Consider the following 19,943-nt stretch of genomic DNA (forward strand, 5'->3'; position numbering starts at 1 on the left):
CGGTGATCGCATGCGCCCCCGAATTCCCGTGATCGCGGGCCCGGCGCGGCGGCGGGCGGCTCGCGGACGACGACCGATCGTCCTGATGCTGCCCGCCATGTGCGCGCTGGTCTTCCTCGTCATCCCTCTGGTGGGTCTGCTGGTACGCGCACCCTGGCCGACCCTTACCGAACGGCTGTTCAGTTCGGAAGTCGGCGAGGCACTACGACTTTCACTGACCTGCGCGACTCTGGCGACCGCCATCTGCCTGCTGCTGGGCATCCCCCTGGCCTGGCTGCTGGCCCGCGCGCACCTGCCCGGCCGTGGACTGATTCGGGCGCTGGTGACGGTGCCGCTGGTGTTGCCGCCCGTGGTCGGGGGTGTCGCATTGCTGCTGGTATTCGGCCGCCGCGGACTGCTCGGGCAGTACTTCTACGACTGGTTCGGAGTGTCACTGCCGTTCACCACTCCCGGCGTCGTGGTCGCCGAAGCGTTTGTGGCCATGCCGTTCCTGGTGATCTCGGTCGAGGGCGCGTTGCGCGCGGCCGACACACGCTACGAGGAAGCGGCGGCGACGCTGGGCGCCTCGCCCTGGTACATTTTTCGCCGCGTCACCCTGCCGTCGGTACTTCCCGGTGTGGTCGCGGGCGCGGTCCTCTGCTGGGCGCGGGCCCTCGGCGAGTTCGGTGCGACCATCACCTTCGCCGGTAGTTTCCCCGGCAGGACGACCACCATGCCGCTCGCTGTCTACCTCGCACTCGAAACCGACCCCGATGCCGCGATCGTGCTGAGCCTGGTCCTGCTGGCCGTCTCCGTGGCGGTGCTGGTCACCCTGCGGGAACGCTGGATACGAGGATCGGTATGACATTGCACGCCGAATTGCGGGTCGAGCGCGCCCGATTCCGTCTCGATATCACCATCGATGCCGAACCCGGTGAGGTGGTGGCACTGCTGGGTCCCAACGGGGCGGGAAAGACCACCGCTCTGCGTGCCCTGGCCGGACTCACCCCGCTCACCGAAGGAACCATCGCGGTGGCCGATCAGGTCTGGGACGCACCACCCTCGGTGTTCGTCCCGCCGGACCGCCGCCGGACCGGTCTCGTCTTCCAGGACTACCTGCTGTTCCCACACCTTTCGGCATTGGAGAATGTCGCCTTCGGCCTGCGCGCCCGCGGCGCGCGCCGCGCCGATGCCCGCGCCCACGCGGCCGAATGGCTCGACCGCGTCGGCCTGCGCGATCGCGCCCACGCCACACCTCGCACCCTCTCCGGTGGTCAAGCGCAACGCGTGGCGCTGGCCAGGGCCCTGGCCACCGACCCCCGGTTGCTGCTGCTCGACGAACCCCTCGCCGCCCTCGACGCCGGTACCCGGCTGCAGGTGCGCGCCGATCTCATCCACCACCTGCGCGACTATTCCGGCCACACCGTTCTGGTCACCCACGACCCACTCGACGCCATGGTGCTGGCGGACCGGCTCGTCATCCTCGAAGACGGCGCCATCGTCCAACAGGGCGCACCCACCGAGATCGCCCGCCGGCCACGCTCGGAATATGTCGCGCACCTCGTCGGACTCAACCTGTTTCGTGGCACCGCCGCCGGAACCGGCGTCGATATCGACGGCGGCGGGCATCTCACCGGCACCGACCGGGCGACCGGACCGGTATACCTCGCCTTCCCGCCCACCGCGGTAAGCCTGCACCCCGGACAGCCCTCCGGCAGCCCCCGCAACACGTGGCCCGTCACCGTCACCGGCCTGGAGCAACACGCCGATATCACCCGCGTCCGACTCGACGGCACCCCGCCCGCCCTCGCGGATATCACCTCTGCCGCCGTAGCCGATCTCCGACTACAACCCGGCACACGATTGTGGGCAGCGGTCAAGGCCACCGAGATCCACATCTACCCCGCCTGAATCTCGGCGCGGCGGTTCCTACGCCTCGAGATCCCTACGTTCCCGGTTCACCGCCTACAGAGGTGAACCCTCTTTCCTCTCGGACACGGTGAGTCGAGCGACGAACCCCGGTTCGATTCCCGGGCGGTGCGCTACGGCCGGACTCCCTCGAACGCATCGATACCATCACCGTGCCGAAGCGCCGATGGTCGCCACGGCGGACCGCTGATATGTCTGTTGTCTCGTTCGGTGTTCAGGGGCCCGAAATCAATTCGAGCACCGACTCCAAGCCGTGATCGCGATACTGCCCATGCCGTGGACACTGCGAGTATGCTCCTGGCGAGTTACATAGCAATCGTTTTGGCCAAGAGATCTTGTAAAGGTACTCTTGCGGTCCGGCATCAAGAAGAAACGTATTGGATGTCCGGATCGGCGCATTGCACGTCATTTGTCCAACTATCGGAGTCACCGAGGAGTTATATGAAGCACATTGCGCGGAAAGTTGCCGGAGTGCTGGCAACCGCCGGAATCGTCCCTGTTCTATTGGCCGGTGCGGCACATGCCGACCCCGGAACCGTGTACTTCAGCAGCGGTGCCATGCAGTGCTCGATTACCGGTGACGGAACCGTCGGCTGCGACCTGGGGAGTCCCATGCGGCTCCAGTACAGTTTCCTGCCGATCCCCATCCCGGTAAACGACATCGTCATCGACCAACCACTGTTACCCGCACATCCCACCTTCGCCGCGGGTGCGCGGTACACCCTCCCCGGTGGTAACCCGAACCTCTCCGGTGTTCGCACCGCCGACGGCCAATGGGGGCCGATCATCGAACACGCCGGCGCCAAATGCGAATCCGGTTTCCACGGCAGCTTCACCTGCACCACCAAAGGCCATTCCTTCACGGTCTACAGCGGAAACATTTCCGCCTGAGCCACATTCGCCGTCGGCCGCCCTGGAGAGTATCGACCAGGGCGGCCGACGGCATACGGTCCGGCCTATCGTGCCGCATTCCTCCCGGCACCGATCACCGAATGGCTCGGGTCGGCGGGAGACACATTCCAGGGGTATTGCTACGCTCAGGGAGTCAACCTGCGGCACGCGACGCGGGTTTATTATTCATGCTCATTACCCGGTGATTTGCGGTGAAGGGCTTGATGGAGCTGCCTGCCCGGAACGACCCGTCCGTCGGCGACCCTACGGTCTCGCCCAGCTCACATACGCCGGCGCTGCCGACCCACTCGCCGGAAGACCCGGTCGCCGATGACCGCGTGCCGGTGCGTGCCGGGCCTACCTCCGCCTCCGCTCGGCTGCGCGGTCTGTGGATGGGCTTCGGCGGTTGCGCTGATCACACGGGGCGACGTGCCGGACGATGATATTGCCGAATGAGTTGCGCGCGTTCACTCGTACGGTTTCCTCGTCGTCCCGCGGCCGGTCAACCGGTCGCATGTGATTCTGCGCGGTCCCGTGCCGGGCGTCGACCCGCCATATCGCGATCACCGTCTGTTCTCCTCCCGGCCGCCATGCGTGCCAGGCGATAACGATCGATCAGTGCATTCGTCGAACTATCGTGTGCCAGAACGGCTTCGGAGTCGATTTCGCCCATGATCCCGGTGGCGAGGACTTTGCCGAGTTCGACTCCCCATTGGTCGAACGAGTTCACATCCCAGACCCAGCCCTGAGTGAACGCCTTGTGCTCGTACATCGCGACCAGTTGGCCGAGTGAATACGGCGTCAGCGCGCCGACCAGGATCGTATTGCTGGGCCGGTTGCCGGGAAAGCCGCGATGGTCGCGCATGTGTTCGGGCCCGCCGTCGGCGGCCGGTCGTCCGAAGGCAAGGGCTTCGGTTTGTGCAAACAAGTTGGCCATCAGCAGGTCGTGGTGGCCGGGGAGATCGTGGCCTGGAGTGAGCGCGCCGATGAAGTCGCATGGAACTATGTCGGTGCCCTGGTGGAGCATCTGGTAGAAGGCGTGTTGTCCGTTGGTCCCCGGCTCGCCCCAGATGATGGGGGCGGTGGCGAGGGCCACTGGGTTGCCGGCACGGTCGGTGGATTTGCCGTTGCTCTCCATGTCCAATTGTTGGAGGTAGGCGGGCAGCCGCGACAATCGCTGGTCGTAGGGCAGCACGGCATGGGTTGGTGCGCCCCAGAAATTGCGGTTCCAGATGCCGATCAGGCCGAGTAACACCGGAATGTTGTTCCGCAACGGTGCCGTGCGGAAGTGTTCGTCCATCGACAGTGCACCGGCGAGGAATTCACGAAATCGTGCGGGACCTATCGCCAGCATGAGCGACAGCCCGATCGCCGACGGGACGGAGTATCGGCCGCCGACCCAGTCCCAGAACTCGAACATATTGTCCGGGTCGATACCGAATGCGGAAACCGCATCGGCGTTGGTCGAGACAGCGACGAAATGGCGCGCCACCGCATCGGGGTCGTCGATGCCGGCGAGTAGCCACTGTCTGGCCGATCGTGCGTTGGTCAAGGTCTCCACGGTGGTGAAGGTCTTCGACGAGACCACGAACAACGTTGTCTCGGGCCGGAGATCCCCCAGTGTGCGTGCGAGATCGTGGCCGTCGGCGTTCGAAACGAATCGGAAATCCACGGTGCCGGTAGCGAAGTCGCGCAACGCGAGGTAGGCCATCGCCGGTCCGAGGTCGGAGCCGCCGATGCCGATGTTGACCACCGCACGGATCGCCTCGCCGGTCACCCCTTTCCACCGGCCGGTCCGTATCTCGAGGGCGAAGTTCTCCATGTGGTGCAGAACGCGGTGCACGTCGGGTATGACGTTGTGCCCGTCGACTTCTACGACGGCGTCGGCCTGCCGACGCAGCGCGGTATGCAGGACGGCGCGGTCCTCGGTGATATTGAGATGCTCGCCTGCGAACATGGCAGCGATAGCAGATGTCAGCGATCGTTGGTGGCCAACCGCATCAGCAGCTCGATGGTCTTCGAGGTGACGAGGTTCTTCGAGTAGTCCAGCACGACCCCGTCGTGTTCGACGGTCATAGCGGGGCCGCGGGTGGTATCGGCTTCGAAGAGGTCTGTCAGACGCAGGTCGTCGAGTTCGGTGCGATGTGTTCGCAGATCCGTCCATGCGGGCAGTGATGTCGGGCTCATGAGGCGACCGCCTGCTCCGTGTGTCCGCCGAATGCCTTGCGCATCGCCGATAATGCCCGGTTTGTGTAGTCCGCGCTGCCACGGGAGGCGAATCGCTCCAGCAGGGCAGCGGTGAGTACGTGTGCGGGGATTCCCTCGTCGACCGCGGCCTGGACTGTCCAGCGTCCTTCGCCGGAATCGGCGACCCGGCCGGAGTATTTCGTCAGGTCGGGATCGGAAGCCAGGGCGGCCGCGGTGAGATCGACCAGCCAGGAGCTCACGACACTGCCGCGGCGCCACACCTCCAGGACCGCTCGCAGGTCGAAGTCGTAGGTGTAGAAACCGGCATCCGGCAATGGTGCGGTCTCGGCGTCCAGCGTGCGGGCGCTCTGCCCGATGTTCGCCCCACGCAGGATGGCCATGCCTTCCGCCAGCGCGGCCATGAAGCCGTATTCGACGCCGTTGTGGATCATCTTCACGAAATGACCGGCGCCGGCGCCACCGCAATACAGGTATCCGTGTTCTTCCGGTGCGGCCTCACCCACACGCCCCTGGGTCCGCGCGGCGGTGTCCGCCCCCGGCGCCAGCGCACGAAATATCGGGTCCAGTCGATCGAAGACAGCGCGCTCGCCACCGATCATCAAGCAGAATCCGCGCTGTTCACCGTGTACGCCACCGCTGGTTCCGACGTCGAGGTAGTGGATTCCTCTCTCACCCAGCTGCCGCGCACGAGCGACGTCGTCGCGGTAGAACGAGTTTCCCCCGTCGATGATCACATCGCCCGACGCCATCAGAGCGCCGAGTTCGGCGACAACCCCTCCGGTCAACCCGGCAGGCACCATCACCCACACCACGCGCGGAACGTCCAATCCGGCAACCAGCTCTTCCAACGAGCTCATGCCGATCGCGAGATCCGATGCGATCCGACCGGCCGCCTCGGGATCTTTGTCATAGACGAGGCAACTGTGGCCCGCACGAACGAGCCGGCCTGCCAGTCCGGCACCCATTCGGCCTGCGCCGACCATGCCGATTCTCATTCGCATCCCCACCGGCATTCACACCACAGCGGACATGATGACGGGAGAGGCCCGACTCCATTGCCGCCAGTACCGCCTGCCATGCCTCCTGGAACTGGGCGATGCCCTCACCTTCGAGCTGCCGGCTCACTTCTGCCATGTCGATTCCGAGGCCGGCAAGCCCTTCGAACACGTCGCGTGCCCGGTCATAGCCGGCTCGCACCTGGTCACCGCGGACAACACCGTGGTCGACGAGCGCACTCAACGTCCCCGCCGGGACGGTGTTGACCGTCTCGGGTGCTACCAGGTCGATCACGTACCGGGTGTCGTCGTAGGACGGATCCTTCACGCCGATGGAAGCCCACAGCAGTCGTTGCGGATGCGCTCCGGCCGCCGCCAGGCTCGACCATCGAGGGCTGTGCAGGCTGCGTTCATAAGCCTCGTATGCCAGCGTCGCGTTGGCGATCGCCGCATGTCCACGCAGCGCACGTGCCGCTGTTCCACCGAGCAGGTCCAGGCGCCGGTCGACTTCGCTGTCGACGCGGGAGACGAAAAACGATGCCACGGAGTGGATGCGGGTCAGGTCGAGGCCATTGCCGCGAGCCCGCTCCATTCCGCCGAGGAAGGCGCCTTGCACCCTTCGGTACTGCTCGGCAGAGAAGATCAGCGTCACGTTGACGCTGATGCCGCGGGCCAGGCACGAGGCGACCGCGTCGAGCCCGGCGTCCGTGGCGGGAATCTTGATCATGGCGTTCGGCCGGTCGACGATCGACCACAGCAAGGCCGCATCCGTCTCGGTCCGGTGCGAATCGTGTGCGAACGCGGGGTCGACCTCGATGGAGACCCGCCCGTCCCGGCCACCACTGGCCTCGTAGACCGAGCGCAGCACATCGCAGGCTGCCCGAGCGTCACTGCAAGTAACCGCTCGTGCCGCGTCGGCAGTGGCGAGTCCGTGACGCGCGAGTTCGTGCAACTCCGCGTCGTAGTCATCGGAGCCGAGCATGGCGTTACGAAAGATCGATGGGTTGGTTGTCACGCCGGCGACACCGACCTCTCCCACCAACCGGGCCAGATCCCCAGAGGTCAAACGCTGTCTGCTCAAGTCGTCCAGCCAGATCGAGACCCCCTCGTCGGCCGGCACCCTTACCGGATTTCTCATCCTCAGCCTCCTGCCAAGCTCTCTTCGCGCACTCCAATTGCGCGAAATCATGCAGAAAATGCGCGATATTTGTCAAGTATGCGCGGATTCAGGCTTCATTGATTTTGTTTGCGCGGATACGCGCGATGGCGTGATCGGACGCTACCCTCGTCAGCAACCTGCGTTCAGCGTCCATACGGTGCGGAAGCCGCGATCACGAGAAGGAGACAGCGCCTTGCCGGCCAGTAGCCGCCGACACGACATCCTCAATCGCCTGTTCACCGACGGGTATGTCGACGCGAAAGAACTCGCGCACGATCTTGGGGTTGACGTGTCCACTATTCGTCGCGATCTCATGGCGCTGGAAGACGCCGGGCAGGTACAGCGCACCCACGGCGGTGCCCGCCCCGCCCCCGGTGCCGTCGCCGAACTTCCCTACGCGCTGAAGCGCGCCGAGTTCCTCGCCGAGAAATCCGCGATTGCAGACCTCGCCATACAGCAGGTCCGCGATGGCGACACTGTCGTTCTCGACAGCGGATCCACCACGTATGAGGTAGCGGCGGCCCTACGCGTTCGTGACGGCCTGACAGTCATCACCAACGACCTGCGCATCGCGAAATTCGTCGCCGACATCCATCGCTTCCGCTTACTGGTCACCGGCGGGGAACTGCTCGGATCGGTGTACACCCTCGTCGGAGATCGTGCCGTCGACTTCCTCCGCGACTATACCGCCGACTGGTGTTTCCTGGGCGCCGACGCCATAGACATCGACGCCGGCATCACGAACACCAACACATCCGAACTGGCGATCAAGCGGGCAATGATCGCCTCCGCGGCCACGACAATCGTTGTCGCCGACCACTCGAAGATCGGCCGAAGGACTCTCGCACGAGTCGCGGAAATCAACGAAATCGACCTGATCGTCACCGACCACGACTTACCGCTCGAAGCGGCACAACCCTACGGCGACAAGCTGATCCGATCCGCCCGACCATCCGTGCCGGCCCCACGACCGACCAGCGAACCATCGGACGGTCAGCGCAACTGACCGACACTGAACATCGGCTGCAGTCCCGCTTCTCCGCGGGTGCGGCGACGGAGCCGGAATTCCCGCTGCGTCGGCACGGGCGAACGCGTCTCGAGCGACAGTCATTATGCGAATATCTGACCAGGCATACACCCGCCTTCCGGTGGCCATTATCGTCATCGGCGTTCGCGGACAGAACTACTCCGGCTACGGGGTGGGCCGTAGCTGCGAGCCATCGAACGTGGCATACATTCGAGCGAATGTCCGAGCGGCAGCGGCAAGGTCCGCGATCGGCACATACTCGTCGGCAGCATGCGCGACCGACATTGACCCCGGACCGTACACAACCGTCGGAATTTTCAGATTGTTCCGAAGAAAGCGGGCATCTGTCCCCAGTTTCAGTCCTCGCACGGTGCTCTGTCGACTCGCACCGAGCACCGAATGGACGAACGGATGGTCCGATTCGATCTCAGAACCCTCGGCGAAGGCCATCACTTCGACCCCGTAATCGAAATCACCGACTTCGTCAATAATATCCGTCATGGCTTTCAGGGCCCTTTCAACGGTCTGTCCGGGAAGCACCCGCCGATCGACCTGAATGCAGCATTCCGATGCGACGACATTGGCTGCGGCACCGCCCCGGATCTTCCCTACATTACAGGTCGGTTTCCCTACCAGAGGATGTGTCGGCTCGGGGAAGTCCGCCAAATGCAAGGCGGATACAATTTTCGCAGCATCTGCGATGGCCGAGCGTCCGCGTCCAGGATCGCTACCGTGTGCCGCGCGCCCGCGTACGACGATCTCCACCAACAATGTGCCTCGCTCTGCGACACACACCCCCAATTCTGTGGGCTCGGGGACGATCGCGGCGTCGGCGTGAACCAGATCGCCGGCGACCAATGCCGCAGTTCCGAGACTTCCACCGGTTTCCTCGTCGGCAACGAGGTGGAAGATCAGATCCGCGGCGGGCCGCACGCCTGCATCCAAGCAAGCCAGCACACCTTCCAGCGCCGCAGCGACCCCGCCCTTCATATCGCAGGCGCCGCGGCCATACAACAAGCCGTCGCGAACCGTGCCTGCGAAAGGGGGAAACGTCCAATCTTCTTCCGCTACAGGGACCACATCGATGTGTCCATTGACAAGGAGGGTGGCCGCACGGCCGCTACGAAGTGTCGCCAGTACGGATACTCTGCCCGGCTGCGGTTCGAACAGTTCGACCTCGGCACCGAGCATACGCAGCCACCGTTGAAGCGTCTCGATCACCGGCGTCTCGCCACCGGGCGGATTGCGAGTATCGCATGCGATCAGGTCCGCGGTCAGCCGCGTGACACGCTCTGTATCGACGGCCGCTGCCGCTGCAGCATCAGGATGCATCGTGATCCTCTGTATGTTGTGGAACTCGTCGTCTGTTCATCAGGAGCTCAGCTGTCGCAGGCGTGGGGCGAGGTCGGAGCCGAACAGGTCGAGGAATCGCTTCTGATCATGGCCGGGAGCATGGAATACGAGGTGGTTGAAGCCGACGTCGATGTAGGACTTGATCTGATCGACCGCCTCGTCGGGGTCGGATGTAACAATCCAGCGGCGGGCGATCTGCTCCAAGGGGAGCGCATCGGCCGCCGCTTCCATCTCGATCGGGTCGGAGATGCTGTGCTTCTGCTCGGACCGAGTGACAGTGGCGCCCAGAATCGCGTGTTCTCCAGCGCTGCCACGGGATCGGTGTCGTAGCTGATTTTGATCTCGATCATCCTGTCGATGCCGGCAGCCTCGCGTCCGGCCTTTGCTGCGCCCTCCTGGACGGCCGGCAGCAATTTTTGGGTGTACAGATCCATGCCCTTGCCGGAGGTACAGATGAATCCGTCGCCGTCGCGACCGGCGTATCGGGCCATGAGCGGCCCTCCGGCGGCGATGTAGATCGGAATGCCGTCCTCGGGCACGTCGTAGATCGACGCGCCGCGAGTGCTGTAGTACTCCCCGTCGAAGTCGACACGATTGCCGAGCCACAGCTCGCGCATCAATCGGACCGACTCGCGCAGCCGCGCGAAGCGCTCCTTGAAGTCCGGCCACTCTCCTCGAAACCCGGTGGCAATCTCATTGAGGGCCTCGCCACTCCCGACTCCCAGCATGATGCGTCCGGGGTAGAGGCATCCCATCGTGGCGAAGGCCTGAGCGACGACCGCGGGATTGTATCGGAACGTGGGTGTCAGGACCGATGTCCCGATTTGTACGTGTCGGGTACGTTTGCCGACCGCAGCCATCCAGGCCAGCGAGAACGGTGCATGGCCGCCTCGATGGCGCCAAGGTTGGAAGTGATCGCTGACGACAACGGAATCGACATTTCGATGTTCCGCATGAACAGCGAGTTCCACGAGCTCGCGCGCCCCGAACTGCTCGGCCGATGCCTTGTATCCGAGCTTGAGCTGGGTGCCCATACTCTGCCTTTCGTCTGTGCGGGCCGCGGCGATAGCAAACCCGCCTCGGTTCCGGCGCGTCCTGTGGTCGAAAATTCGTCGGAAAGAATGAGCTCTATCTGATGTATCCAACCGGCACCGGAGCCGAGCATGAATTTTCCGGCTTCGAACCTCGCCCGAGTGTAGGCGGGTCGGTGCGATACGGACGCGTGCGTCTAATTCCTGTTATCGCGCTACCGAAGCGCAGCCGGTAAAACGAACATCCATCGATCCTGGGAGATCGGATAGGTACTTCGGAACTTACACCCTGTGGTGGTGGCTGCCAAGACATGAGGAGGCCAGAATTTTCGGCTCTTCGCTTGTTGCGGGCCGGATCCGACCTCGGCTCGAGGCCTGTCGCAGATGCTCACTTCGACTCCTGGGCACTGTGCCCATCTTCCGGTCAGAAATGGGCGAAAGTGACAGTGTCAATCATCACGCCATGTCCTACTGTGCATAGAACAAAGCCGAAAGCGGTGCCGGCGGGGCCTCCGAGGCATCGGTTGATGGCGCGGTCGAAGCGTCGCGGTGTGTCAACTCGGCAACCAACGGAGACAGGCGGATCGCCGGCCATCGAAATATGAACAGAATACGCCTTTTGGAAACATATCTCGGGATCAACGAAATGGTGTTCGCTGTTTCGAAATGCCGTGTTGTATTCGACGGCATGACAAATCGGGATGAACTGCGACACTGCGCAAAGCTAGGGATTACGTATGACATTCATCAGCTCCGGACGTATCGGACTGCTCGTTGCCAGCGGCACTCTGCCCGAGAACATCGCGGCGATCTCGAGGAATGCGGAAAGGATGGGCTTTCACGAGCTTTGGCTTCCCGAGGACTACTTCTTTCTCGGCGGTATATCGGGCGCTGCCATAGCGCTGAGCGCCACCGAGAAGATTCCGGTCGGCATCGGCGTGATGGCGTCGACGGTGCGGCATCCGGCCGTCACGGCGATGGAGATCGCAACCCTGTCGCGCGCCTATCCGAACAGAGTGATGCCGGGCATCGGGCACGGCGTCCCCGGATGGATGGGGCAGATGGGGTTGACGCCGCGTTCCCCGATGACCGCCCTCCGTGAGTCACTGACCTCCATCCGTGCGCTCCTGGCCGGGGAGACGGTGTCTGTAGAGGGAAAGGCGTTCACCTTTCGTGACGTGACACTGACCCACGCTGCCGGCACACCCGTTCCCCTCTATACGGGAGTCTTGGGCGACAAGGGGATCGCCCTGACCGGTGAACTGGCCGACGGCCTCCTCGTCAGCGCGCTTTCACCCGTCGAGTATGTGGCCGCCGCGAGAGCCAAGCTCGACGCGGCGGCAGGCGAAGCAGGCCGCGACAGGAGTCCTGTCGTCACAGTCCTGTTGCTGGCCAATATTACCGATAACGAATCCGAGGTTCCCGCGGTACGACAGCAGATGCGCCAACTCCTCGCCTTCTACATCGCGGCAACGGGACCCTGCCCGCTGTTCGGCGCGATCGGTGCGAACGATCAGATCAGCGACATGCTCTCCCGGGGAGGCGCCGAAGTGGTCGCCGAAGAGATGCCGGACGCGTGGATCGATGCCTTCGCCCTCGTCGGAACAGCAGACCAATGCCGCAAGCGGATCACCCGGTACTTCGACGCAGGGGCCGATTCGGTAATCCTCTCTCCGGTTCCGGCCGATAGTGCCGACAGAACACTCGCGGTTCTCGAGCGAATGCCGGCCTGACGAACGACGGTCCCACCGCACCGTTCCGTCCCTGATCCTGGTTACTCCCTCGCCGCTGAGCTGCCGGCGCTCCCGATCTATTCGCAAACAAACCCGCCCGTCCGATCAACAGGAGAATCCGATGACCTCTTCCGTCGAAGATACCGAAGCCGTCGAAGCCGTTCACACAGCCTGGTTCGACTCGAACGTAGGGCTGCAAATCGAGAAGATGGTGGACCAGTTTCCCCAAGGGGAAGCGTATCTCCAATTCAACCTGAACGGACTGACGTATCGGGGGCCGCAGGAAAAAGCCAAGCTCTGGGCCGGGCTCAAGCGGCAGGGGAGCAACATCACCTCGATCGAGGGAGTCGGCCCACGCACCGTACACGTCGAAGGAGACGTGGCCTGGATCGCCGGCGAGGCAATCGCACGCATTCATCTCGAGACACCGACCGGTGTACTCGAGGCGCCCAGTGACGTTGCCTTCCGGTACACGGAGATCTATCGAAGGGACGACAACGCCGGAACGCCCCGGTGGACCATCTGGCATATGCACTGCAGCCCCTCGGCGCCCGCCGGGACGCCCAGGTACGGGGATGAATAGCATGACGATCGAAGGTAATACCGCGTTGGGGAGTCCAGCTGTTCAGGTAGAGGGTCCCGCGGGCAGAATCATCACATATCCGTCGTCGGGCACCCTTCCGGCGAGTGGTGCGGTGGTCTTCGTCCACCCGATCAATACCTCTGCGGCGATCTGGGACGATGTACGAAACGAGATTCGACGGCCATCGCTTGCGGTAGATCTTCGTGGTCACGGATCATCGGCTCTGTCCGGTCCGTTCACAGTCGACGATTATGTCGCCGACGTTCTCGCCGCAATGGACGCACACGACGTCCGATCGGCTCATTTCGTAGGCGGGTCGCTCGGTGGCACGATCAGTGCGTCATTGGCGGCGGCGCAGCCCGACCGCGTGCTCGGCGTTGCGGCGTTCGGCAGCACACTGGGCACCGGAATGGGTGGCGACGCAATCGAGGAGATGGTTCAGGAACTGGAGGCGGCCGGCTCGGCCGCATACTTCACCAAGATCACTCCAGAGGTGCTCGGGCCTGCCTTTCGAAACGCCCGGACTATCCGGCGCGCCCTCGACAGTATCGGCATTCGCCCGGTTCCGGTGGTCTCCGCGATTTTGAGAGGTGCATTCGGCGCCGACGTCCGCGACCGCGCGCCACACGTTCGATGCCCAGTACTGACTGTGGCAGGAACGTTCGATCCGACGTGCCCCGTGGAAATGTCGATCGAGTTCGCAAAGGCAACAGGAGGGGTTCACGAGACGATCGAGGGAGTGGGCCACCTGCCGATGATCGAGGCGCCCGACCAGGTCCTTCGAGCGCTGAATGCGTTCTGGAAAAGAGGGATGACCCCGAGGGAGCCGCGATGACGTACTCGATTGTTGCGCGCGACAGCGAGACCGGACAACTCGGTGTCGGCGGGCAGTCCCATTTTTTCGGTCTCGGACGTCTCGCGGGGTGGCTGGAGCCGGGGGTCGGTGCGGTCGCGACGCAAGCGTTTGTCAACATCGATTTCGGCCCGCTCGCGCTCCAGGAGCTCCGCCGTGGAGGCGACTGCGCGAATGTGCTCGGTGAACTGCTCGAATCCGACGATATGAGACAGTACCGGCAGTTGGCGATTATCGCTGCGGACGGCTCTGTCGCGGCGCACAGCGGCGACCATTGCGTTCCGGAGGCTCGGCACCGGATCGGCGACGGTGTGGTCGTTCAAGGAAACATGCTCGCGTCGCCGACGGTGCCCGACGCGATGATAGCCGCCTACGAAGACGCGGAAGGGGACCTCGCCGACCGTATTTTGGCGGCGCTCGCGGCCGGCGAAGCCGCCGGCGGCGACGCCCGGGGAAGCCAGTCCGCCTTTCTCCGCGTCGTATCCGGGGTGAGATCGTCACGTCCGTGGCAAGAGTCCATCGTCGATATCAGGGTCGATGATCACGACGATCCCGTAGGAGAATTGGCCAGACTACTACCGCGAGTGCGCGCATTCGATTCGGTCGGTGCGGTGATGTTCGCACCACGAATCATGCTCGGCGCCTTCCATGGGGTTTCCGAGCGCGAACTCAACGATGCACTGGACCAACTCGCCATTGCCGCGGAAATACTCGGCGACAACCACGAAGCCGAGTTCTGGCGCGCAGTGCTGCTGGCCCGTGCAGGGCGATCAAAAGATGCTACCGCCGCCTTCGCCGATCTATTCACCGTCGCCGACCATTTGCGCCCTTTCTTGAGGTCTGTATGCGAGGCAGGAGTCGTCGACGACGTCGAGCGATACCTATGATCCGGGCTCGGCCGGAGTGGCACGGTTTGCGATGGGAGTTCCGGTGGTAATCGCGCAAACAACGGCCAGGCCATCGGGGGTTTTCGCCGGTTTCGCCGCGGGCCGGGTGGTTCGGTGCTCGGCTCGGCTGTCGATTGGGTTGATTGGCGTGCCGGAGGTTGGGGTCACGCCGACTGCGGGCCCGGGCACAAGCCGCCGGAACCGTGCGTGACGACATCACCGGCGACGACGTCGTCGCGTTGCCGGCCGGCACTACACAGGGCGCGGTGCGGGGCGTACGGGACCCCCACCGGCGACAGCGCGTCCTGTCGATCGTCTTCGCCGGGCTCGCCGCGCCCGCTACCCCGGTGCGCACACCCCCACCGACCCCAGTTCGTACCGGTCCCGGCATTCCGATGCCGGTCGGTGGCGAATGCCTCGATATGCATGGTCCTCGACCGCAGGACCAACCCGGCACTGTCACAGATAACGGCTGTTGTCTGTGACAGCATGAGGCCCGCTACGGGTTCGAACCGGTGCGCGAAGCGGCCCCGTTATCTGTTTCGGCGGTATCCACCACCGCCCGGCTGCTGCCCCGGCCGATGAGAGCCGCCCCCGCGACCCGGCGCTCGTCACCGCCGACCCGGACCCGGCGAGGCCGTCGCCGACCGCGATGCCTGCCCGACACCGACTTGGCCCGGCTGTCCTATGGCCAGACCCGCGACCTGCCCGGCACCACCACCAGTGGACCCGACGCCGGCTGGGATCTACACGAAATCCGCCACTCGGGTCCGACTCACCTCGGCGAGGTCGGGTCGGTCTGCTCGGGCCGATGGCCAAATCCCCCCACCGCAAGGCCGACAGCCTGCGCCGCTATTCCAACCCTTACTCCCGGCCATGCGCGGCGTCACCGGCCTCCTCGGCCCCGGCCAAGCCCGGGAGCAGCCTCACCTGCGGTTACGCTATATCCGTTGTTTTTGCGCGAGTACTACGGGAACCCCGAAAGGCGACCAGGTCGTGATTTCGTAATCCTTCATCCAGTTCGGTGCCGGTCCGTTGACGGACCGAGCGCAAGACACAAGAATGGCCTCGTTGACACGTATGTGAGGGAGTGCGGTCGGCGATGGGCAAGAGCATAGGGACGAATGAGATCGAGTGGCTGGCGCTCGGTGCGTCGTTCCTTGCTTCGGGCGGGGGCGGTGCTCCCTATCACCCGGTTCTGATGGCACAAGAAGCGCTGTCCCGACGCGGATCGGTCCAGCTCGTCGGTCCGGACGAACTTCCGGCGAACGCTTTTCTGTTACCGGTTATCGTCGGCGGTTCGCCCAGTGCGGTAGTCGAGTCGCTTCCGAGTTTGGAGCAGATTCATCGCCTGCGAGAGGTAGTGCAAGAGGTACTCGGAGCGCCGTGTGAGGCTGTATTGCCGATCCAGATCGGATCGGTCAACACCGTGTTCCCAATGGTCGCCGCCGCTGAGCTCGGGCTGCCCTGTGTAGACGCCGACCTCATGCAGCACTGCTTCCCGTCGCTTGAAATGACCTTGCCGGCTCTGAGTGGTCTTCCGATGGCGCCGATCGTGATGGTGGACGCGATGGGCGCCTTCAGCATCATCCAGGCCGGCACAGACCAGGCGGGAGGGAGGCTGCTCCGAGCGACCCTGGCCGAGATGGGGATGGTCGCGTTGATCAGCGCGTACAGGGTGACCGCAGAGATCTGTACCCGTTATGGCGACGTCGGCTCCGTCTCGCGGTGCATAGCATTGGGCAAACTGGTCGACACGCTGAGGGGCGGCGAGTCTGCTGCATTCGATGAGTGCCTTCGGTTCTGTGGCGGAACTGTGGTGTTCGAAGGCGTGGTCATAGAGCGGCATCACGATATCGGCTCCGGTGTTCCACGTGGAGTCGTCACCGCCGTCAGCGAGTCGGCCGGCCGAAGCATTCTGCGGCTCGATCACGGTAGCGGGAACGTGGCAGCCACTGTCGACGGCACTATCGTCGCCATGGTCCCGGACATCATCACCGTTGTCGACATCGACAGCGGCGACGTCGTCCAAAGTTCGGACATGCTCCCGGGACAGCGTATTCGGGTTCTCTCGATCCCCAGCGACGAGAGGTGGCATGCCCCCGGCGCGAGTCGGATCATCGGTCCGGCAGAGTTCGGACTACCCGATATCGTGCCGGCGGGAGAGGATCGGTGATACCTCCGTTCACCGTAGGAATCGCGCTGGGAGACAAGGTGAGCGCGGTGGCGACCGATGAGACAGGAACGGTCGTTTCGAGGTCGGAGTCCGAGCTGTCGGGCGCGAAAGCCATCTCGGATGTGATCGACCGTATCCATATTGATCGTGTTGAAAAGGTAATGGTGGCAGGGATTTTCGACTCCAACGGGTTCCCGCGGCCTGCCGAGAAGATAGGAGTACTGCGAATCGCGGAACCCTCGAGTACGTGCATTTCCCCGATGTCCGGGTGGCCGCGACGGTTCGCGCACAGTGTGGCCGGGTGCGTAGCGACGGTGTCGGGCGGACATAATTTCGATGGGAGCCCGCGGAGTCCGCTGGATTCCGATGCCGTCGCTCGTTTCGCCCTCGATTGCCGCGACAAAGGAATCCGTGCTGTCGCGATAGTCGGCACCAACTCGCAGTCGGCGCCCGGCCACGAGCAGCAGGCCGCTCATATCGTAATGGAGATCGTAGGGCCGCATACGCATCTGGTGCTGGGAAGTACGATGCCGGGGATCGGGGTGATCGAGCGCGAGAATACGGCTGCCATCGAGGCCTCATTGGTGTCGGTTGTCCTTCGCAGGGTGGACGCGATCTCATCCAATTTGAAGCGGCACGGGATCGACACCGAACTCCATGTGGTGGCGGGAACAGGGACCCTGATGTCGGTGGCCGAACTGATCGCTCATCCTTCCAGGGTCTATCAGTCCTATGTGGCGAGTGCACTGATCGGCGTTGCACACGAGTTCGGGCTGGACCGCTCGGTCGTGCTCTACGTCAATGCCGACAACGTTCGAGTGTTCACCATATCTGATGGTATTCCACACCAGACTCATTCAGGTACAACAGTTTTCGGCATCCCGACCACTGTTGCCGCCCTGCGAGGTGTGGTGCTGGACAACAGGAACCCCGAACGGATTGCCGAGTGCATCGAACGAATCCAACTGTGGATGGGTGACGTTCCGGTTGTGCGCATCTTCCCGGGCGATACCACCGGCAATGGGCGATTCGACCTACCGTGTGTTACGGACTCGGCGCTGGGGGGCTGGACGGCGGCCACCGGGGCCGCGGCGGCTCAGGTTGGAGGGTTCACCGACCGAGTTTTCAACTTCGCGGACTCTACCTATGGCGAGGCCGTTCGGATCGCAAAGTCAGAGGCCATCGATGCCGCTGTACGCGCCGGGGCGGACCCGTTGCGTGTCGAGGTCGCTCGGTTGACCGACACGCCGCTGACGTATGTCGCCAGCAACAGTATTCGTCTCAGCGCCATGGCGAGGGGGCCCTTGCTGTGAACAAATCACCGATCACCGTTGGACAGCTGCTCGAGCTGGGAGCGATCCCTGAGCATCACCTTGTCGGAGGTCGGTCCGGTTTGGGCAGGCATGTCGCCCGAGTTATCCCATGCACCGACGTGCACGATCTCGGTCGTGTCCAACCCGATTCTCTCGTCGTGTTCTCCCGGGGAACGATCGGACTGAATAATCTGTCGACCGACCTGGCGATCAGACTCGCGCGCAGTGTCAATGCTGCCGGGATAGTAACTCAGGCGTCGACACGACCTACAGCGCTGGCGACGGAACGCTTGGCCGACACCTTGTCGATTCCGTTGATCGCAGTCGCCCCCATGTATCTCGACCAAATCGTTGCAACATGCGATCCCTATGTCAGGGCACCAGAAATCCATGCCCTCCGAATACTCGGTGAGACCATCGATCGTTTCCTCGTGCCACCCTCCGACTCCCGTGCACTCATCGATAAGCTGCGCAAGGTTCTCAATGTCCCGGTCGCTCTCGTCGACAGCGAAGGCCACCTTGTCGCCGGAGATTCCGGGAGCCGAAGTCAGGCAAACACGGCCGAAGGCCGGGAGGCGATGTCAGTTATGCGCCCCCTCCCAGGAATGTTCAACAATGCGGAGGGTGACATCGTTCTGCTTCAGCCGATCCGGACCGACCGACGGGCCCCGGCGAACTTGTGGCTCATAGCCGTGACCAGAGCACTTCCCGAGCGACTGTGCCGGCCTCTCTTGCACGCCATGGGCGTGGCGGCATTGTCTTATGCCGGCCACGTTGCGTCGCGGACCGCTCGAATCGAACGTGAAAGCAGACATCGTTCGATGTTATTGGCGGAGTTGATCGAATCCGAAGAAGTCGCAGCGAGCACACTCGAGAAGGCCAGCGCACTGCGGTGGAGGCTCGGAGGATGGCACACGGTTGTGTACATCACGTGGCGGGATAATCGGCCCGAGCCGGACGGTCACGCGGTTTTCGCAGCTCTGGAAGACGTTGTCGAGCCGAAATTCACAGCCACCGTGATCGAACAATCCGACGGGTATGTGTTCTGGACCACGAGTGAAGTGTCGGACGCCGATTCTCGGTCCGACGGCCTCGAGAAACCCGGCTTCATCGATGCTGTGCGTCAGCTGATGGTCTCGATCGACCCACAGGATAAATGGGGTCTTTGCGCGGGCATAGGTGGCAGTGAGTTCGGTGCAGCCGGGATCAAACGCTCGCTCGCCACCGCCCGCAAGGCGGCTTTGGTCGCACAGGGCCGGGAGGATCCGCACCCGGTCGAGCACACTATGGCGGTCAGCGCTGCCGGCCTACTGGCAGGCTGGTTCGGCAAACAGTCGCTTCGCGAGGCGGCCACCGAGATTCTGGGTCGGCTTCTGGCGGCGGACCCGAACCGTGAGCTGCTGCGTACATTGCGTTGCTATTTGGATCACGAATCATCGGCCACGAACACTGCCGAGCAATTGGGCGTGCACCGCAATACCGTTCTTCTGCGCCTCGAACGCATACGAGCCCTGTTGGATGTCGACCTGGGTAGCGCCGATGACCGGCTTGTCCTACAACTTGCAACTCGGGCCTTGGTCCCGCAACGGAACACCTGACCGGCAGTTGCGCGCACAGGGTCGAGGAGGTCGACCGCGGCGCGATCGGTGTCGGTGGGTCGGTCGGGTAGACGAGCCCCGTAACACGGTCCGCCAGGTGATCGACGAGTTGCAGAGGCCGGCTACACGACGGCCAAGGACATTCAGCGGCACCAGGCCGGTGGGCCGGAGCGGTCGACGTGGTCGGCGCCCTGCTCGGCCGGTACGCCCGCACGCCGGAGGTGGAGG

The 19,943-nt window shown here is 63.7% G+C and carries 16 protein-coding genes and 2 pseudogenes; 12 read left to right on the top strand and 6 right to left on the bottom strand.

All coding sequences use genetic code 11. The features are described 5' to 3' along the window. Positions 1-10: 10 nt before the first annotated feature. From modB to ON20_RS03230, 3 genes are all read left to right on the top strand, one after another. Complete coding sequence (modB, locus tag ON20_RS03220) at positions 11-844, top strand: molybdate ABC transporter permease subunit (protein ID WP_083864552.1); 834 nt, start codon at positions 11-13, stop codon at positions 842-844. Next, entirely contained in the window at positions 841-1,890 is a 1,050-nt protein-coding gene (locus tag ON20_RS03225; protein WP_040833371.1) for an ABC transporter ATP-binding protein, read from the top strand. Before modB ends, ON20_RS03225 begins: the two co-directional genes overlap by 4 nt. 459 nt (positions 1,891-2,349) lie before the next feature. Then, complete coding sequence (locus tag ON20_RS03230; protein WP_040833372.1) at positions 2,350-2,799, top strand: hypothetical protein; 450 nt, start codon at positions 2,350-2,352, stop codon at positions 2,797-2,799. Positions 2,800-3,301: 502 nt separating this feature from the next. On the opposite strand, the pseudogene pgi reads toward ON20_RS03230, so the two are convergent. From pgi to tal, 3 genes and pseudogenes are all read right to left on the bottom strand, one after another. After that, positions 3,302-4,986, bottom strand: a pseudogene (gene pgi, locus ON20_RS03235) (glucose-6-phosphate isomerase). Beyond that, positions 4,983-6,002, bottom strand: a complete 1,020-nt coding sequence (gnd, locus tag ON20_RS03240; RefSeq protein ID WP_040833374.1) for a phosphogluconate dehydrogenase (NAD(+)-dependent, decarboxylating) — start codon at positions 6,000-6,002, stop codon at positions 4,983-4,985. The pseudogene pgi and the gene gnd overlap by 4 nt, the downstream one beginning before the upstream one ends. Next, on the bottom strand, positions 5,914-7,140 hold the full coding sequence (gene tal / locus ON20_RS03245; protein ID WP_083864554.1) for a transaldolase: 1,227 nt from the start codon (positions 7,138-7,140) through the stop codon (positions 5,914-5,916). The genes gnd and tal overlap by 89 nt, the downstream gene beginning before the upstream one ends. A gap of 49 nt (positions 7,141-7,189) precedes the next feature. Between tal and ON20_RS03250 the strand changes: the two genes are divergently transcribed. After that, complete coding sequence (locus ON20_RS03250) at positions 7,190-8,167, top strand: DeoR/GlpR family DNA-binding transcription regulator (RefSeq protein WP_245546985.1); 978 nt, start codon at positions 7,190-7,192, stop codon at positions 8,165-8,167. Positions 8,168-8,353: 186 nt separating this feature from the next. On the opposite strand, the gene ON20_RS03255 is transcribed toward ON20_RS03250, so the two are convergent. The 3 genes and pseudogenes from ON20_RS03255 to ON20_RS36035 form a co-directional block, all read right to left on the bottom strand. Beyond that, positions 8,354-9,520, bottom strand: a complete 1,167-nt coding sequence (locus ON20_RS03255) for a M20 family metallopeptidase (protein WP_040833377.1) — start codon at positions 9,518-9,520, stop codon at positions 8,354-8,356. Positions 9,521-9,559: 39 nt separating this feature from the next. Then, positions 9,560-10,575: pseudogene (fgd, locus tag ON20_RS03260) on the bottom strand (glucose-6-phosphate dehydrogenase (coenzyme-F420)). A 421-nt stretch (positions 10,576-10,996) separates the two neighbouring features. Then, on the bottom strand, positions 10,997-11,287 hold the full coding sequence (locus ON20_RS36035) for a hypothetical protein (protein ID WP_157228663.1): 291 nt from the start codon (positions 11,285-11,287) through the stop codon (positions 10,997-10,999). A gap of 22 nt (positions 11,288-11,309) precedes the next feature. Here ON20_RS36035 and ON20_RS03265 point away from each other — a divergent pair, with 22 nt between their 5' ends. The 8 genes from ON20_RS03265 (at position 11,310) to ON20_RS33945 (ending at position 19,715) form a co-directional block, all read left to right on the top strand. Further along, on the top strand, positions 11,310-12,305 hold the full coding sequence (locus ON20_RS03265; RefSeq protein ID WP_040833379.1) for an LLM class flavin-dependent oxidoreductase: 996 nt from the start codon (positions 11,310-11,312) through the stop codon (positions 12,303-12,305). A 121-nt stretch (positions 12,306-12,426) separates the two neighbouring features. Continuing rightward, positions 12,427-12,888, top strand: a complete 462-nt coding sequence (locus ON20_RS03270; protein ID WP_040833382.1) for a YybH family protein — start codon at positions 12,427-12,429, stop codon at positions 12,886-12,888. A gap of 1 nt (position 12,889) precedes the next feature. Next, positions 12,890-13,723 (top strand): alpha/beta fold hydrolase, encoded by an 834-nt coding sequence (locus ON20_RS03275; protein ID WP_083864556.1) that lies wholly within the window; start codon positions 12,890-12,892, stop codon positions 13,721-13,723. Next, on the top strand, positions 13,720-14,628 hold the full coding sequence (locus ON20_RS03280; RefSeq protein WP_040833383.1) for a DUF1028 domain-containing protein: 909 nt from the start codon (positions 13,720-13,722) through the stop codon (positions 14,626-14,628). The genes ON20_RS03275 and ON20_RS03280 overlap by 4 nt, the downstream gene beginning before the upstream one ends. A 203-nt stretch (positions 14,629-14,831) precedes the next feature. Next, complete coding sequence (locus ON20_RS40410; RefSeq protein WP_368853916.1) at positions 14,832-15,113, top strand: hypothetical protein; 282 nt, start codon at positions 14,832-14,834, stop codon at positions 15,111-15,113. Between the two features lie 605 nt (positions 15,114-15,718). Further along, positions 15,719-16,804, top strand: coding sequence for an S-methyl thiohydantoin desulfurase family protein (locus ON20_RS03290; protein ID WP_157228664.1), 1,086 nt, complete (start codon positions 15,719-15,721; stop codon positions 16,802-16,804). Between the two features lie 47 nt (positions 16,805-16,851). Next, positions 16,852-18,117, top strand: a complete 1,266-nt coding sequence (locus ON20_RS03295; protein WP_157228665.1) for a hydantoinase/oxoprolinase N-terminal domain-containing protein — start codon at positions 16,852-16,854, stop codon at positions 18,115-18,117. Positions 18,118-18,236: 119 nt separating this feature from the next. Beyond that, a complete protein-coding gene (locus ON20_RS33945) occupies positions 18,237-19,715 on the top strand; it encodes a PucR family transcriptional regulator (RefSeq protein WP_218002420.1) in 1,479 nt (492 codons plus the stop codon). Positions 19,716-19,943: the final 228 nt, after the last annotated feature.

It is taken from the genome of Nocardia brevicatena NBRC 12119 (assembly GCF_000308495.1).
Lineage (GTDB): Bacteria > Actinomycetota > Actinomycetes > Mycobacteriales > Mycobacteriaceae > Nocardia > Nocardia brevicatena.